At 61.4% G+C, this 14,596-nt stretch carries 12 protein-coding genes; 8 read left to right on the plus strand and 4 right to left on the minus strand.

The window, feature by feature from the left end; genetic code table 11:
• Nucleotides 1-66: 66 nt before the first annotated feature.
• Together DOM41_RS04330 and DOM41_RS04335 are read left to right on the plus strand one after the other, a co-directional pair.
• Nucleotides 67-1,023, plus strand: coding sequence for a glycosyltransferase family 8 protein (locus DOM41_RS04330; protein ID WP_110685621.1), 957 nt, complete (start codon nucleotides 67-69; stop codon nucleotides 1,021-1,023).
• Between the two features lie 327 nt (nucleotides 1,024-1,350).
• Entirely contained in the window at nucleotides 1,351-2,040 is a 690-nt protein-coding gene (locus DOM41_RS04335) for a polysaccharide pyruvyl transferase family protein (protein WP_110685622.1), read from the plus strand.
• 66 nt (nucleotides 2,041-2,106) lie between these two features.
• Here DOM41_RS04335 and waaF read toward each other — a convergent pair whose 3' ends face one another.
• Together waaF and rfaD are read right to left on the minus strand one after the other, a co-directional pair.
• Entirely contained in the window at nucleotides 2,107-3,123 is a 1,017-nt protein-coding gene (gene waaF / locus DOM41_RS04340) for a lipopolysaccharide heptosyltransferase II (RefSeq protein WP_110685623.1), read from the minus strand.
• The gene (gene rfaD / locus DOM41_RS04345; protein WP_110685624.1) at nucleotides 3,116-4,090 is read right to left on the minus strand and encodes an ADP-glyceromanno-heptose 6-epimerase; all 975 of its coding nucleotides are present in this window, start codon (nucleotides 4,088-4,090) and stop codon (nucleotides 3,116-3,118) included. Before rfaD ends, waaF begins: the two co-directional genes overlap by 8 nt.
• A 167-nt stretch (nucleotides 4,091-4,257) precedes the next feature.
• On the opposite strand from rfaD, the gene glyQ reads away from it, so the two are divergent.
• From glyQ to DOM41_RS04365, 4 genes are all read left to right on the plus strand, one after another.
• Nucleotides 4,258-5,220: a glycine--tRNA ligase subunit alpha gene (glyQ, locus tag DOM41_RS04350; protein ID WP_110685835.1), complete on the plus strand. Its 963-nt coding sequence runs from the start codon at nucleotides 4,258-4,260 to the stop codon at nucleotides 5,218-5,220.
• Between the two features lie 2 nt (nucleotides 5,221-5,222).
• A complete protein-coding gene (gene glyS / locus DOM41_RS04355; protein ID WP_110685625.1) occupies nucleotides 5,223-7,289 on the plus strand; it encodes a glycine--tRNA ligase subunit beta in 2,067 nt (688 codons plus the stop codon).
• A 604-nt stretch (nucleotides 7,290-7,893) separates the two neighbouring features.
• Entirely contained in the window at nucleotides 7,894-8,448 is a 555-nt protein-coding gene (gene gmhB / locus DOM41_RS04360; protein ID WP_342588144.1) for a D-glycero-beta-D-manno-heptose 1,7-bisphosphate 7-phosphatase, read from the plus strand.
• A gap of 148 nt (nucleotides 8,449-8,596) precedes the next feature.
• Complete coding sequence (locus tag DOM41_RS04365; protein ID WP_110685626.1) at nucleotides 8,597-10,687, plus strand: AsmA family protein; 2,091 nt, start codon at nucleotides 8,597-8,599, stop codon at nucleotides 10,685-10,687.
• 278 nt (nucleotides 10,688-10,965) lie between these two features.
• Here DOM41_RS04365 and DOM41_RS04370 read toward each other — a convergent pair whose 3' ends face one another.
• On the minus strand, nucleotides 10,966-11,394 hold the full coding sequence (locus DOM41_RS04370) for a hypothetical protein (protein ID WP_110685627.1): 429 nt from the start codon (nucleotides 11,392-11,394) through the stop codon (nucleotides 10,966-10,968).
• A 190-nt stretch (nucleotides 11,395-11,584) separates the two neighbouring features.
• Between DOM41_RS04370 and exaC the strand changes: the two genes are divergently transcribed.
• Together exaC and DOM41_RS04380 are read left to right on the plus strand one after the other, a co-directional pair.
• Complete coding sequence (gene exaC / locus DOM41_RS04375) at nucleotides 11,585-13,105, plus strand: acetaldehyde dehydrogenase ExaC (RefSeq protein ID WP_110685628.1); 1,521 nt, start codon at nucleotides 11,585-11,587, stop codon at nucleotides 13,103-13,105.
• A 105-nt stretch (nucleotides 13,106-13,210) separates the two neighbouring features.
• A complete protein-coding gene (locus DOM41_RS04380) occupies nucleotides 13,211-13,507 on the plus strand; it encodes a hypothetical protein (RefSeq protein WP_110685629.1) in 297 nt (98 codons plus the stop codon).
• A gap of 90 nt (nucleotides 13,508-13,597) precedes the next feature.
• Here the strand turns inward: DOM41_RS04380 and DOM41_RS04385 are convergent, their stop codons facing one another.
• On the minus strand, nucleotides 13,598-14,587 hold the full coding sequence (locus tag DOM41_RS04385) for a threo-3-hydroxy-L-aspartate ammonia-lyase (RefSeq protein ID WP_110685837.1): 990 nt from the start codon (nucleotides 14,585-14,587) through the stop codon (nucleotides 13,598-13,600).
• Between the last annotated feature and the right edge of the window lie 9 nt (nucleotides 14,588-14,596).

Genomic DNA, 14,596 nt, shown 5'->3' on the forward strand with positions numbered 1-14,596 from the left:
TTTGCTTAACGTTTTTGGAACGGGCAATATATCTCCGCTTCCATTTTCGCACATCTTGGCAAAACGATGACCAACATAGCTCAAGACAGGATCAGCTTGGTGCTGGCTAGTGATGACAACTACGCCTCATGGATGGGTGTGGTCATCTTTTCTTGTCTGGATAAAACGCCTATTCCGCAGCGCCTAGATTTTTATATTCTGGATGCGGGGATCGCGTCAGTCACGAAAACGCGACTGGAAGAATTAGTTGCCAGCTATCAGGCGACAATAACTTGGCTGATGCCGGACAAAAAAATCTTTCAAGGCTTTACAATAAAACGCTACGGCATTGCGACCTACTATCGCTTGGCTGTAGCCAGCTTACTCCCCAAGCACATCGATAAAGTCATCTATCTCGATTGTGATGTACTTGTTGCAGACGACGTCACTAAACTTTGGCAAGTCGCGCTGGATGGCAAGATTATAGGCGCAGTCGAAAACCTGGGAATCGCGCCTAGAGGACTCTCCATTGATCGACAAAGCTATTTCAATGCCGGCATCCTATTAATTGATTTGGCGGCATGGCGGGCTAGCGATGTCGAAACCGCCCTATTTGAGTGCATGAGGACGCAAAACGAAAGCTTGCAGTACCTAGACCAGGATGCCCTCAACTTGACGCTCCGCAACCAGTGGAAACGTCTACCGCTTCGCTGGAATCTTCAACCCAGCGCCTGGAGCAAGGTGGAGAAAGCAAAGACCATTGAAACCGGGTATTCGCGCCATGAATTTGTCGAAGCCATACAACAACCTGGGATCATTCATTTTCTAGCAAAAAGCAAACCATGGAAATCTGTGACATTTCACCCTTATAAGAAAGCTTATTTGAAATGCGCGGCCATCATTTTTCCTGATGCAGTCGGCGAAATTCACACCCAGTCCCGAGACAAAGTCGAACGCATTCTTCAAATTGAAAAACAGCTAAAGAATTTTCTTCGAAGCAGAAAGGCCTGCCCATTGACCTATAAGACACCTCAATCAAAATAAGACACGCCCCAAACAAGTTATCGATTTTATCTTAAAACAAATTCAATTGTTGAACGCCGCATGCAAAAAATCCATTTACTGGACACCTCTGTCGCTACGGATAACATTGGCGATGAAATCATTGTCCGCCATGCTAGGGATCAGTTGCGCCGATGGTTCCCCGAAGCATACTTCACAACCTCTTCTAGCCATGATGGCCTGGGTAGACGGGGACGCAGCTTAACTACATCAGCAGACTTGGTGTTTCTACTGGGTAGCAATGCCCTATCAGCAGTCTATCGAGGAAAAAAGGGCCACTTGCCCATGTCTTAGGAAGATGTCGAGGCAATGCGGGGGAAAATCGTCCTCTATGGTGTCGGCGCTAAAGGATCAAGTCAAACTCTAGAGCGGCGCCAAAAGAAACGTTGGCAACGGCTACTAAACCCTAATTACAAACACTCGGTGCGCGACAACCTTGCCGCAAGCCTAGTGCGGGCTTGTGGGCATGAAGCCATCAATACAAGTTGTCATACTTTATGGGATCTTCCTGACGAAATAAAATCACAGCCCGCCCAGCGACAATGGGCCACTTTCTCTCTCACTCACTATAGGAAAAACCCAGAAAAAGACCGTGAGATTATCGCGTTTCTCAAAAGTGAGTATGACAATCTGGCTTTTTGGATTCAGCAATCGAATGATCTGAGTTATCTCCAGTCATTGATCAACACCGACAGCATCAAATTGATTGCTCCTAATATAGAAGCGTATGACAACCATCTTGCGTGCGGAGGTATGGATGTCATAGGTACGAGACTGCATGGTGGTATACATGCGCTGCACTACGGCAATCGCTCAATCATACTGAGTGTGGATCATCGAGCGAGATTGATTGGCCAGGAAACTGGGCTGCCAATCATACCACGAGACACAGCGGTAGAAGACCTGCCTGGCACGCTGGACTCCAACCGAACCATAGACATTGCCGGCGTCAAGAAAAGCGGCATGGCGTTTTTGATGCAGTTTCATAACGTTAATTGAGAAAAATACTAAATTAACCACTCTCCCCGGGCACCGAGAGAAATAAGCGGCAAAGCCTCTCGGTGATCAGTCTTTTATCTTCGTCAGCACGATGTGCGGCGGCATCTGCCTTAAACAGTTGCGATGCCCCAGCGGGCAGGTTCTTTCGAAACAGGGCGAGCAGGAGAGCGCCAGGTAATGAATGTCGGCGTTGCCGGTCAACGGTGGCGTGTAACGCGGCGAGGAGGAGCCGTAGAGGGCCTGTATGCGCGTTCCCACCGCGGCGGCGACGTGCATCAGACCGGAGTCGTTGGTGACCACCTGCTCGCACTCGGCGAGCAGGTCCACCGCATCCGCCAGCTGGGTTCGGCCACACAGATTGTGAACGTCGTCGAGACCGTCGCTGATCGTCTCGCCGGCGTCGGCATCCTTCGGCCCGCCGAGTATCCAGACGCCATAGCCCTGGGCGATGAGCGTCTCGGCGAGTTCGCGAAAGTACGCAAGCGGCCACTGTTTGGCCGGGCCATACTCCGCGCCGGGCATCATGCCGATGGCCGGCCGCTGACCGAGGCCGAGCTCGGCGCGGAGCGCACGCTGGCGAGCCGGGTCGACGCGAAGCGCCGGCGAGGGCAACGGAAACTTCCCCGTTGCGGCCTCCTCGGAAGAGAATCCGAGCGCCACGAAACGTTTGACGGTCTGATCGAGCACGGTCTTGTCGAGGCGACGGCGATCATTAATCAGCCCGTAGCGCTGCTCGCCGGTGAAGCCGGTGCGCAGCGGAATGCGCGCGAGAAACGGCACCAGCGCCGATTTCAGCGAACGAGGCAGCACGATCGCGCGGTCGAAGCGTCCCTTGAGCCCCCGGGCGACCTCCCGCCGTGTCCGCCAGCCGAATTCACCGTGTTTCACGTCGAGCGCGATCGCTTCGTCGACCTCGGGCATGCGCTCAAGAATCGGCAGCGACCAGCCAGGCGCCAGCACCCCCAGCGTGGCGCCAGGGTGGCGCGCCTTGAGCGTCATGAACAGGCTCTGCGCCATCACCATGTCGCCGACCCAGGAGGGGCCGACGACCAGCAGACGCGGCGAGTTGCCGGTTTCAGCCATTCAGCCATTCCAGGTAGGCGGTGACGCCTTCGTTCACCGTCTTGAATTCAGCGCCGTAGCCCGCCTCGCGCAAGCGTGCGATGTCGGCACGGGTATGGCTCTGGTAGCGCCCCTTGAGCTCGTCCGGGAAGTCGATGTACTCGATCTCCACATCGAAGTCGGTCTTGTCGGCGTAGTAGTCGATCACCGTGTCGGCGATCGCCTTGAATGGCTCCGCCCTGCCGGTACCGAGATTGAAGATGCCCGAGACGTCGGGGTTGTCCAGACACCACAAATTGACGTCGACCACGTCGCCGACGTAGATGAAGTCACGGCTCTGCATGCCCGCCTCGTAGCCATCCCAGGCACCGAATAGCCTGGGGTTCTCGCCGCGCCCGACCTGGTTGTGGTGGTGGTAGGCCACGCTCGCCATCTTGCCCTTGTGGGACTCCCGCGGTCCGTAGACGTTGAAATAGCGAAAGCCCACGACCTGGCTGGTGAACTCGTCCCAGCGCGCCCGCACGTACTGATCGAACAACAGTTTCGAGTAACCGTAAACGTTGAGCGGCTTCTCGAACCGCGGGTCCTCGACGAAGACCTCACTGCCGCCATAGGTCGCCGCCGACGAGGCGTAGAGAAACGGGATGCGCTTGGCCTGGCAGTATTCGAGCAGCACCTTGGAGTACTCGAAGTTGTTTTCCAGCATGAAGCGTCCGTCCCACTCGGTGGTATCCGAGCAGGCGCCTTCGTGGAAAATCGCTTCGATGGGCGGCAACCCGGCGCTGACCTCGCCGCGAAGCGCCGCTTTCACGCGCTCGAGGAAGTCATCCTTGTCGAGATAGTCGCCCAGGGTACAGTCGGCCAGATTGACGAACTTGGTGCCGTCGCTGAGATCGTCGACCACCAGAACGTCCTGATGGCCACGCGCGTTGAGTGCCTTGACCAGATTGGCCCCGATGAAGCCGGCACCGCCGGTGACTACGATCATGCGCGAATTCTCCTGTCTCGAGCCGGTGGGCGGGAAGCGACGACCGTCGGCGGGCATTCGCCGCGCCGCTCGATCCATGCAAGACCCGGCACGCCGTGCCTATAACCGATTGAGCGCTAATTGTATACTTGGCGGCTCACGAATTCATGGGCAACGGTACGCAGTCAATGACAGAGTCGACGGCAGATGCGAAAACCTTTCAGGGGCTGATCCTCGCCCTGCAGCAATACTGGGCTGAACAGGGCTGCGTGGTCCTCCAGCCTCTCGACATGGAGGTCGGCGCCGGCACTTTTCACCCGGCGACTTTCCTGCGCTCGATTGGTCCGGAGAGCTGGAACGCGGCCTACGTCCAACCGTCGCGCCGCCCGACCGATGGGCGCTACGGCGAGAACCCCAATCGGCTGCAACACTATTACCAGTTCCAGGTGGTGATGAAGCCTTCGCCGGAGAACTTTCAGGCGCTCTACCTGGGCTCGCTGGAGCGGCTCGGCCTCGACCCACTGGTTCACGACATTCGCTTCGTCGAGGACAACTGGGAGTCGCCCACACTGGGGGCCTGGGGCCTTGGCTGGGAGATCTGGCTCAATGGCATGGAAGTGACCCAGTTCACCTATTTCCAGCAGGCCGGCGGTATCGAGTGCTACCCGGTTACCGGCGAGCTGACCTACGGCCTCGAGCGCATCGCCATGTACCTGCAGGACGTGGACAGCGTCTACGATCTGGTCTGGACCATCGCCCCTGACGGCACTCGCGTCACCTATGGCGACGTCTTCCTTCAGAACGAGGTCGAGCAGTCCACCTACAACTTCGAGCACGCGGACGTTCCTTACCTCTTCGAAGCGTTCGACCACTGCGAGAGCGAGTGCAACAAGCTGCTGGCTGCGAGCCTACCGTTGCCGGCCTATGAGCAGGTGCTCAAGGCATCTCACACTTTCAACCTGCTCGACGCACGCCACGCCATCTCGGTCACCGAGCGTCAGCGCTATATCCTGCGCGTTCGCGCACTCGCCCGCGATGTTGCCCATGCCTACTACGCCTCCCGCGAGGCGGCCGGGTTCCCGCTGGCGCCCGAGGCACTGCGTCGTGAACTGCTGCAAGACACCAACGACACCAATTCGGGAGACGCATGAGCATGGCAGCCAACACCCTACTGATCGAACTGGGCGTCGAAGAGCTGCCGCCGAGCGCGCTCACCGAGCTCGCCGGCGCCCTGCGCGACGGCGTCCAGAAAGGCCTCGCCGATGCCGGTGTTGCCATGGGCGACACGCAAGCGCTCGCCTCGCCCCGCCGGCTGGCGGTACGCATCGAACAGCTCGCCGACAAGCAGCCGGATCGCGAGGTCGAGAAACGCGGCCCGGCGCTCGCCGCCGCCTTCAAGGATGGCGCCCCGACCAAGGCCGCCGAGGGCTTCGCCCGTTCCTGCGGTGTCAGCGTCGACGATCTCATTCACCTGGAGACCGACAAGGGCACATGGCTGGGCTATCGCGAGCAGCAACAGGGCGAGCCGGTCGAGTCGCTGCTGCCGGCGATTCTCTCAGCGGCCGTCAACGCACTGCCGGTGCCCAAGAACATGCGCTGGGGCGCCTCTCGTGTCGAATTCTCGCGCCCGGTGCACTGGCTGGTAGCGCTCTACGGCGACCAGGTGGTACCTGCCGCTCTGCTCGGGCTCGAGGCGGGTCGACAGACCTACGGCCACCGTTTTCACGCCCCTGAAGCCATCGCGCTCGATCACGCCGACGACTACGCCTCGGCACTGGAAACGGCCTACGTTTTGGCCGACCCGGCGCGTCGCCGCGAGCGTATCCGCGAGCAGGTGCTGGCCGAGGCCGAGGTCAACGGTGCGACGGCAGTGATCGACGAATCGTTGCTCGAAGAGGTGAGTGGCCTGGTCGAGTGGCCGGTGGCGCTGACCGGGAGCTTCGATGAGCGCTTCCTGGAAGTGCCGGCGGAGTGTCTGGTGTCGTCGATGAAGGCCAACCAGAAGTATTTCCACCTGCTCGACGACGCCGGCAATCTAGTGCCGCAGTTCATCACCGTCGCCAACATCGAGAGCGCCGATCCGCAGCAGGTGATCTACGGCAACGAGAAGGTGATCCGGCCGCGCCTGGCCGACGCCGCCTTCTTCTTCGAGACCGACCGCAAGCAGACGCTCGAAGCGCGTCGCGAGGCGCTGGCCAATGTGGTATTCCAGCGCGAGCTGGGAACGCTGGCCGACAAGGCCACGCGCAGCGAGGTCATCGCTCGCTTCATCGCCGGCAAGATCGACGGTGACAGCGCCGCCGCCGCTCGTGCCGCCCAGCTCGCCAAGTGCGATCTGGTTACCGAGATGGTGCTCGAATTCCCCGAGCTGCAGGGCATCATGGGCACCTACTATGCGCGCTACGACGGCGAGCCCGAAGCGGTCGCGGGGGCGCTCCACGAGCAGTACCTGCCCCGCTTCGCCGGCGACGCCATCCCCGAGACCGCAACCGGCAAGGCAATCGCCCTGGCGGACCGGCTGGACACCCTGACCGGCATCTTCGGTATCGGCCAGCGCCCCACCGGCGCCAAGGACCCGTTCGCACTGCGGCGCGCCACCATTGGCGTGCTCAACATCCTGATCAAGGGCGAGCTGGACCTGGACCTGCGCGAGCTGCTCGAACTCGCCGCCTCCCAGCATCGCGACCTGCCCAAGGCCGAAGGGCTGGTCGACGACGTTCTGACCTACATGCTGGATCGCTTCCGCGCCTGGGCTCAGGACGAGGGACTGCCGGTTGACGTCTACCTGGCGGTTCGCGCGCGTCCTGTCACCCGACCCCTCGACTTCGCGCGCCGACTGCACGCCGTGCACCGCTTTGCCCAGCGCGAGGAAGCCGCCGCGCTGGCCGCGGCCAACAAGCGCGTCGCCAACATTCTCGCCAAGCAGGCCCACGACGGTCGTACTCAGATCGACGCCAGCCTGCTGAACGAGGAAGCGGAGATCGCGTTGGCCAACGCCGTGAACGATTGCCGCGATCAGGTTGAACCACTCTTCCGCGAGGCCGACTACGCGCAGGCACTGGACATCCTGGCGACGCTTCGCGCCCCGGTGGATCGGTTCTTCGACGAGGTGATGGTGGCCGCCGACGATGAAGCCGTGCGTGCCAACCGGCTCGCCCTGCTGGCGACCCTGCAGGGGCTCTTCCTGGCAGTTGCCGACATCGCCGAGCTTCAACGCTGATGAGCTTCAACGCTGATGAGCTTCAACGTTCATGAGCCTCAACGCTGATGAACTGTGAGGCAGCGGGATCGATGCCACAATGTTTCACGTGAAACAAGAAACCCGGCCCAGCGCCGGGTTTCTTGTCTGGCGCTCATAACGTTCGACACCGCCGATAGCCGGAAGGCTGTCAGGAGCGCGCCTGGAAGCCCAGATGCCAATGCCTGAAGAAGTCGCATGCGAGCCCGGGCAAGCGAGACAGTACACCGCTGGGGCTCCCTCTTATCGGAGCCGAGACGTTCAATTGCGGGCATGATGGGGTGTAACGCTTACGATTTTCGTGACAGGCGAGAGACCTCCCATCGACCCAGCTCGACTACCTGACGTCCATCAACAATGGGTATAGCGGGCGCGATACCACTCGATGAGCCGACGTCGAGCGGTAACACCACGCCGACCCCGCAGACCTTGAACAAGATAAACGCATCTTTAGAGCGCGATAGACTGCCCACTAGTGAGCCAACCGGACGACGCCGATGATGCAACGTTTCACGTGAAACATGCATGGCTTCGCCGTTACGCCCCCCTCAGTACCTCGACTTTCCCGACCCGAACGGAGCATCGCATGCCAGGTATCGTCATCCTCGACCGCGACGGCGTCATCAATCGAGACTCCAAGGATTACATCAAATCCACCGCCGAGTGGCAGCCGCTGCCCGGCGCTCCGGAAGCGATCGCCAGGCTCAATCGCGCCGGCTGGCGCGTCGCCGTGGCCACCAACCAGTCCGGCATCGGTCGCGGCTATTACGACCATGCCACGCTGTCTGCGATTCACCACCGGATGAACCAGCGGGTTGTCGAGGCGGGCGGCACAATCTGTCATATCGAGTATTGCCCGCACCGCCCCGATGAAGGCTGTGGCTGCCGCAAACCTGCGCCCGGCATGCTATTCGCCATTCAGCGCGCCGCCGGACTCGATGATCTCCAACAGAGCTGGATGGTGGGCGACAGCCTGCGGGACATCGACGCCGGCGCTCGTGCCGGATGTCAGACCGCGCTGGTACGCACGGGTAACGGGACCGATTGCGAAATCCCGGTGCGCTCGGCGTTTCCCAAGACCTGGGTATGCACAGATCTGAATGACTTCGTGACACGTCTACTCGACCTCGACGCTCAGTGACGGCCCGTCCTGGGGGCGAACGAGCTCGATGTGTTTCACGTGAAACACGTTGAACGGACATCAACGAGACACTCGGACAGCCGAAGGGGAAACTCGGCCCCGCCACCCTGAGCTATGCTTCAAGGATTCCATTAATAAGGTTTCTGGCATGACAAAAGGCAAAAAGGTCACCCTCTGGGTCGTGGGTGTCGTGCTGGTACTTCTCGTGGCGCTGGTGATTGTCGTCGCGACGTTCGATTGGAACCGGCTGAAACCGACCCTCAACGAGCAAGTGTCGCAGGCCCTCGATCGTCCCTTCGCCATCGAGGGCGACCTCGACGTGCAGTGGGCGCTTCCCGAAGCAGCGGAAGGCCTGGCGCGCTGGATACCCCAACCTCATGTCCGCGCCAACGATGTACGTCTCGGCAGTCCCGACGCCGTCACCGATGCCGATCTCGCCACGCTCGAAGCGATCGATGTCGTGCTCTCGCCGCTGCCGCTGCTGTCGCAGACGGTGGCCATCCCGGCGATCGCCCTCAGCGGCGGTGAGGCGACGCTGGTCAGACTCGAGGACGGAACGAACAACTGGACCTTTAGCGGCGAGGACGAGGCCCAGGCGTCGGACACCTCTGACGAGGGCAGCACCTGGACCGTGGATATCGGCGAGATCGCTTTCGATCCCATCGACATCCACTACCGGGACGCCATTCTCGCCGCCGATATCGATGCCACGGTCGAACTGCTGGGCGAACCCATCGCTTTCGAGGAGGTGTCCGGTGCCGATGGGGCACAGGACGCCCCCGGTAACGACGAGACGCCTGCGGCTGACGGTGCCTCGGCCGAACGCGATGTCGTGGACTTTGCCTTCGCCTGGCGCGCCAGCGGCACCTACCGCGATGCCCCCGTGGAAGGTAGCGGCCGTCTAGGGGGGCTCGGTGCCCTTCGCCAAACCGGCAGCCCTTATCCGATCCAGGCAGAACTCGAAGCCGGCGCCACTCAGGTCAGTGTCGATGGCACCCTGACCGACCCTCTCGCTCCTAAGCGCATCGACCTCGATCTGAGCTTCGCCGGGCAGAATCTGGGGGAACTCTACGGCATCATCGGCGTGACGCTTCCCGACACGCCGCCCTACTCCACCCGCGGGCACCTGACGGCGGATCTTGCGAGCAACGAAGCGTTGACCTTCCGCTATCGCGATTTCGACGGCCAGATCGGCAACAGCGACATCCACGGCGACCTGACCTACCGCCTCGGCGAACCGCGCCCTTCGCTGACCGGAGAGGTCGTTTCACGCCAGCTGCGCTTCGCCGATCTCGCACCGCTGATCGGCGCGGACTCCAACGCCGACAAGGCGGATCGAGGCGAAACCTCTCAGCAGCCCGAAGACAAGGTGCTGCCAACCGAAACCTTCGACACCGAGCAGTGGCGCGCCATGGATGCCGACGTCAAATTCACCGCCGAACGCATCGAGCATGGCGAATCGCTACCGTTGGACGATCTCTACACGCACGTGGTGCTCGATGACGGTGAAATTCTGCTCGATCCGCTGCGCTTCGGCGTCGCTGGCGGCAATCTCAACACCACTCTGCGGCTCGACGGCAGCCAGAATCCGATGCAGAGCCGAGTCGATATGCACATTCGTCATCTTCTGCTCAGTCAGCTCTTCCCCGACGTCGAGCTGATGCAGAACAGTCGAGGTGAGCTCAACGGTGATGCCACCCTGAGCGGCACAGGGAACTCCGTGGCCGCCATTCTCGGGTCGAGCGACGGCAATCTTCAGGCCCTCATCAGCGATGGCGTCATCAGCCAGAACCTGATGGAACTCGCGGGGCTCAATGTCGGCAACTATCTGGTTGGCGAGCTGTTTGGCGACGAGCAGGTCGATATCCACTGCGCCGCGACCCACCTCGAGGTCGATGATGGGTTGGCCCGAACACGTTTTTTTGTCATTGACACGGAAACGGCGCTGATCAATATCGACGGCACCATCAACTTCGCCACGGAAGGCCTCGACCTGACCATCGAACCGGAGAGCAAGGGCGCACGGGTCTTTACGCTTCGTTCTCCGCTCTACGTCGAGGGGACGTTCAAGAACCCATCCCCCGGAGTGGACGCCGGCTCGCTTCTGGCGAGAGGGGCGGCTGGCGCCGTGCTAGGAACCGTAGCAACGCCAGCGGCCGCGCTGCTGGCGCTTGTCTCGCCGAGTGCCGACGGCACCACGCCGTGTAATGACTTTCTGAGCGAAGTCCAGACCGAGTGAATGGCGTACGGCACGATATGAGGGGCGACGCCCTAAGCGTGTTTCACGTGAAACAATCCGAGACAGGACAGCATCTCGCGTTTCACGTGAAACCTGGCTGGCGCGGTAGTGCTGAACGCGTGAGTTTGCGGCGCTATGCCCACTCGAGACGCGCTATCGATGATTACCGACCCAGGGCGGCCTCGATCCAATCCAACACCACCACTTGAACATAACAACAGGAGAGCGCGGCACCCTATCCAAGGGGTTCCGCGCTGTTGAACACGAAGTTACCGGCGCTAGGTCGATCGCTCATCCCGATGCGGCGACTCTTCTGATGCTCCAGCCCGGTACTCTTCCCCGAGGGTATCCAGCGCTTGGATCAACTTGTCGATCTCTTCCTCGAAACGACGCTGCTGCTGAGAATAGAAGTGGCGAGTAAACGAGGCGCCGCGGTGGCGCTGCACCAGATCCTCGAATTGAGATTTCAACGCTTGGGTGTGGAATCGCAGCCGGTCGGTGAGAAACGCCGCTTGCCCCTGATGGCAGGCAACGTCCATTAGCGCGCGAACTTGTACGGTCAGCAGATAGAGCTGCAAAACATTGCGCTCCTGGACCTCTCTCTGCGTCGAGACGCTGTCGTCGAGCAGATTGATGGCGCTCATCTGGCAGCAGTCGGTGACCTCAGCGGGAGATTCGCGCTCGGGGCGCGCGTCGGCATTCGACATGATGACCTCCAGAACCCATTGCACACGTCTCAAGTCTATCAAGCGTTGAAACGACATCCGGTTGCCATTTAGTCGCACGGGACAGCGTGCCGCAGGCCGCCTGAGCGTAGGCCGCCTAAAGCGTAATGGCGAGGGGGAACGTGAGCGCCCACATTGAAAGATCCTTTCCCCCGACTCCGAGGTATCGATCATGCGCTACGCCGATCCCAACACTACCGACGCCCTCGTCGAATTCGCCAAACGCTACGATAACTATATCGGTGGCCAGTGGGCCGCCCCGGTGGGCGGTCGCTACTTCGAGAACGTCACCCCGGTCACCGGCAATGTGTTCTGTGAGGTCGCCCGCTCGAGTGACGCCGATATCGAGCTGGCTCTCGATGCGGCCCATGCCGCGGCCCCTGACTGGGGCAAGCGCTCCGCGCAAGCGCGCGCCGAAGTCCTGCTGAAGATCGCCGATCGGCTGGAGCAGAACCTCGAGAGCCTTGCCGTTGCCGAAACCTGGGACAACGGCAAGCCAGTGCGCGAATCGCTGGCCGCCGACCTTCCCCTCGCCGTGGATCACTTCCGCTATTTCGCCGGCTGCATCCGCGCCCAGGAAGGGAGTGCGGCCGAGATCGACGAGCAGACGGCGTCGTACCACTTCCACGAACCACTGGGTGTCGTGGGACAGATCATCCCATGGAATTTCCCGATCCTTATGGCGACCTGGAAGCTGGCACCGGCACTTGCCGCGGGCAACTGCGTGGTTCTCAAGCCCGCCGAGCAGACCCCGGTGTCGATTCTCAAGGTGATGGAGCTGATTGGCGACCTGCTCCCCGACGGCGTGGTCAACATCGTCAACGGCTTCGGTGAAGAGGCCGGTCAGGCGCTGGCCAGCAGCCCGCGGATCGCCAAGATCGCCTTCACTGGGTCGACGCCTATTGGCTCGCAGATCATGCAGTGCGCGGCCAAGAACATCATTCCCTCGACGGTCGAGCTCGGCGGCAAGTCGCCCAACATCTATTTTGCCGACATCATGCAGGGCGAGTCCGCGTTCATCGACAAGTGTGCCGAGGGGCTCGTCATGGGCTTTCTCAATCAGGGGGAGGTCTGCACCTGTCCGTCCCGCGCTCTGGTTCAAGAGAGCATCTACGACGACTTCATGGCTCGCGTGATCGAACGGGTCAAAACGATCAAACGTGGGCACCCGCTGGGTACCGACACCCAGGTGGGCGCGCAGGCGTCGCAGGAGCAGTTCGACAAGATCCTGTCCTACATGGAGGTCGCCCGGGGCGAAGGTGCGGAGTTCCTCGCCGGTGGCGAACGCGAGTCGGTCGACGACAACCTCTCCCGCGGCTACTACATCCAGCCGACCCTGCTGAAGGGCAACAACAAGATGCGGGTCTTTCAGGAGGAGATCTTCGGCCCGGTCGTCTCGGTGACCACGTTCAAGGACGAAGAAGAAGCGCTGGCGATTGCCAATGACACCGAGTTCGGCCTCGGCGCCGGTGTCTGGACTCGCGACATCAACCTCGCCTACCGCATGGGCCGGGCGATCAAGGCCGGCCGCGTCTGGACCAACTGCTATCACCAGTACCCTGCTCACGCTGCTTTCGGCGGCTACAAGAAATCGGGGGTCGGTCGCGAGACGCACAAGATGGCGCTCGAGCACTATCAGCAGACCAAGAACCTGCTGGTGAGCTACGACATCAATCCCATGGGCTTTTTCTGAGCCCCGGGCGACCCGGATCGTCCTGTTCGGTCGCGCTCGTCGAGGCGCGATCGGGTCACCGTTTCCTGTGCCGACACTTGCGCTTCAGTCTTCAGGGGGGAAGCCATGAAGGACCTCAACACGTTCACGTTAAGCCTCGACGCGCCCGAACCACCGCCACATCTCGATCGCGAGCTGCTCGCGCTATGGTGGGCCGGCAAGTCCGAGTGGTCGAAGGCCCATGCGCAGGTCGATACCGCGAGCGGCACCGACGCCGCCTGGGTCCACGCCTATCTGCATCGCTGGGAGGGCGATATGGACAACGCCGGCTACTGGTATCAACGGGCAGGCCGTCCGCTGCCGGCTCAGAGCCTGGACGAGGAGTGGCAGCGCATCACGCAGAGCCTGATCGAACGCCACTGAGCTTTGCGGGACCGTGCCGCCCGTCGCGCAGCGGCGTCGACGGGGGCGCGCCCCGCAACGGGTCGGCCCCCTACCTGACGTCGCCCGGGGTCAGGCCGGAGCGATCAGCGACGCAAAGCGCAACGGGTCGACGTTACCGCCGCTGACGATCACTCCGACACGCAGCCCCTGCCAGGCGTCGGCATTGGCGAAAGCAGCAGCGACGCCAAGGCAGCCGGTGGGTTCGACGTACTGCTTCATGCGGCTTGCCATGAACGTCATGGCGTCGACCAGCTGGGCGTCGCTGACGGTAACGATGGCGTCGACACGCTGGCGAATGACGCTGAAGGTGAGTTCGCCCAGCGCCTGGGTCTGCGCCCCGTCGGCAATGGTCCGAGGGGTGTCGATGGCAACGATCGCCCCCCGCGCCAGGCTCTGCTGGGCGTCGTTGCCCGCCGCCGGTTCCACACCGACCACTCGGCAGTTCGGATAACGGGCACGGGCGACCGTGGCGCAGCCGGAGAGCAGTCCGCCACCGCCGAGCGGTACGAGAAGTAGATCAAGTTCTCCGGTTTCGTCGAAGAGCTCGTTGGCGGCCGTGCCCTGCCCGGCCATCACGTGTGGATGGTTGAACGGCGGCACCACCGTCAGGCCTTCGCGCTCGGCCAGTGCGCGCCCCAGCGCTTCGCGATCCTGTGTATAGCGGTCGTAAAGCACGACCTCGGCGCCGTAGCCTCGCGTCGCCGCGATCTTGATCTCGGGGGCATCCTCGGGCATCACGATGACCGCACGCATCCCCTTGAGCCGGGCCGAAAGGGCAATGGCCTGAGCATGGTTACCGGATGAGAAGGCAACGACGCCGGCACGCTTCTGGGCATCATCGAAACGGTCGAGAGCGTTATAGCCGCCGCGAAACTTGAAGGCACCGATACGCTGGAGGTGCTCCGCCTTGAAATGGAGGCGCGCCTGAGCCTTCTCGTCGGCGCAGGCCGAGTGCAACACCGGCGTGCGATGAGCCACGCCTTCGAGCCGTCGCTGTGCTCCGAGAACGTCATCGTAGTCGATGGCGGGTGTCACGCGATCGGTGACTGAGTGCTGCATGAATCTCTC

Origin of the sequence: Salinicola aestuarinus, assembly GCF_003206645.1 — a bacterium.
In the GTDB taxonomy this organism is placed as follows: Bacteria; Pseudomonadota; Gammaproteobacteria; order Pseudomonadales; family Halomonadaceae; genus Salinicola; species Salinicola aestuarinus.

Coding starts and splice junctions, on each gene's coding strand:
- DOM41_RS04380 (WP_110685629.1), top strand. CDS start 13,211: ATGAAGGACCTCAACACGTTCACGTTAAGCCTCGACGCGCCCGAACCA.
- glyS (WP_110685625.1), top strand. CDS start 5,223: ATGGCAGCCAACACCCTACTGATCGAACTGGGCGTCGAAGAGCTGCCG.
- DOM41_RS04335 (WP_110685622.1), top strand. CDS start 1,351: ATGCGGGGGAAAATCGTCCTCTATGGTGTCGGCGCTAAAGGATCAAGT.
- DOM41_RS04365 (WP_110685626.1), top strand. CDS start 8,597: ATGACAAAAGGCAAAAAGGTCACCCTCTGGGTCGTGGGTGTCGTGCTG.
- rfaD (WP_110685624.1), bottom strand. CDS start 4,090: ATGATCGTAGTCACCGGCGGTGCCGGCTTCATCGGGGCCAATCTGGTC.
- DOM41_RS04385 (WP_110685837.1), bottom strand. CDS start 14,587: ATGCAGCACTCAGTCACCGATCGCGTGACACCCGCCATCGACTACGAT.
- DOM41_RS04330 (WP_110685621.1), top strand. CDS start 67: ATGACCAACATAGCTCAAGACAGGATCAGCTTGGTGCTGGCTAGTGAT.
- DOM41_RS04370 (WP_110685627.1), bottom strand. CDS start 11,394: ATGTCGAATGCCGACGCGCGCCCCGAGCGCGAATCTCCCGCTGAGGTC.
- gmhB (WP_342588144.1), top strand. CDS start 7,894: ATGCCAGGTATCGTCATCCTCGACCGCGACGGCGTCATCAATCGAGAC.
- waaF (WP_110685623.1), bottom strand. CDS start 3,123: ATGGCTGAAACCGGCAACTCGCCGCGTCTGCTGGTCGTCGGCCCCTCC.
- exaC (WP_110685628.1), top strand. CDS start 11,585: ATGCGCTACGCCGATCCCAACACTACCGACGCCCTCGTCGAATTCGCC.
- glyQ (WP_110685835.1), top strand. CDS start 4,258: ATGACAGAGTCGACGGCAGATGCGAAAACCTTTCAGGGGCTGATCCTC.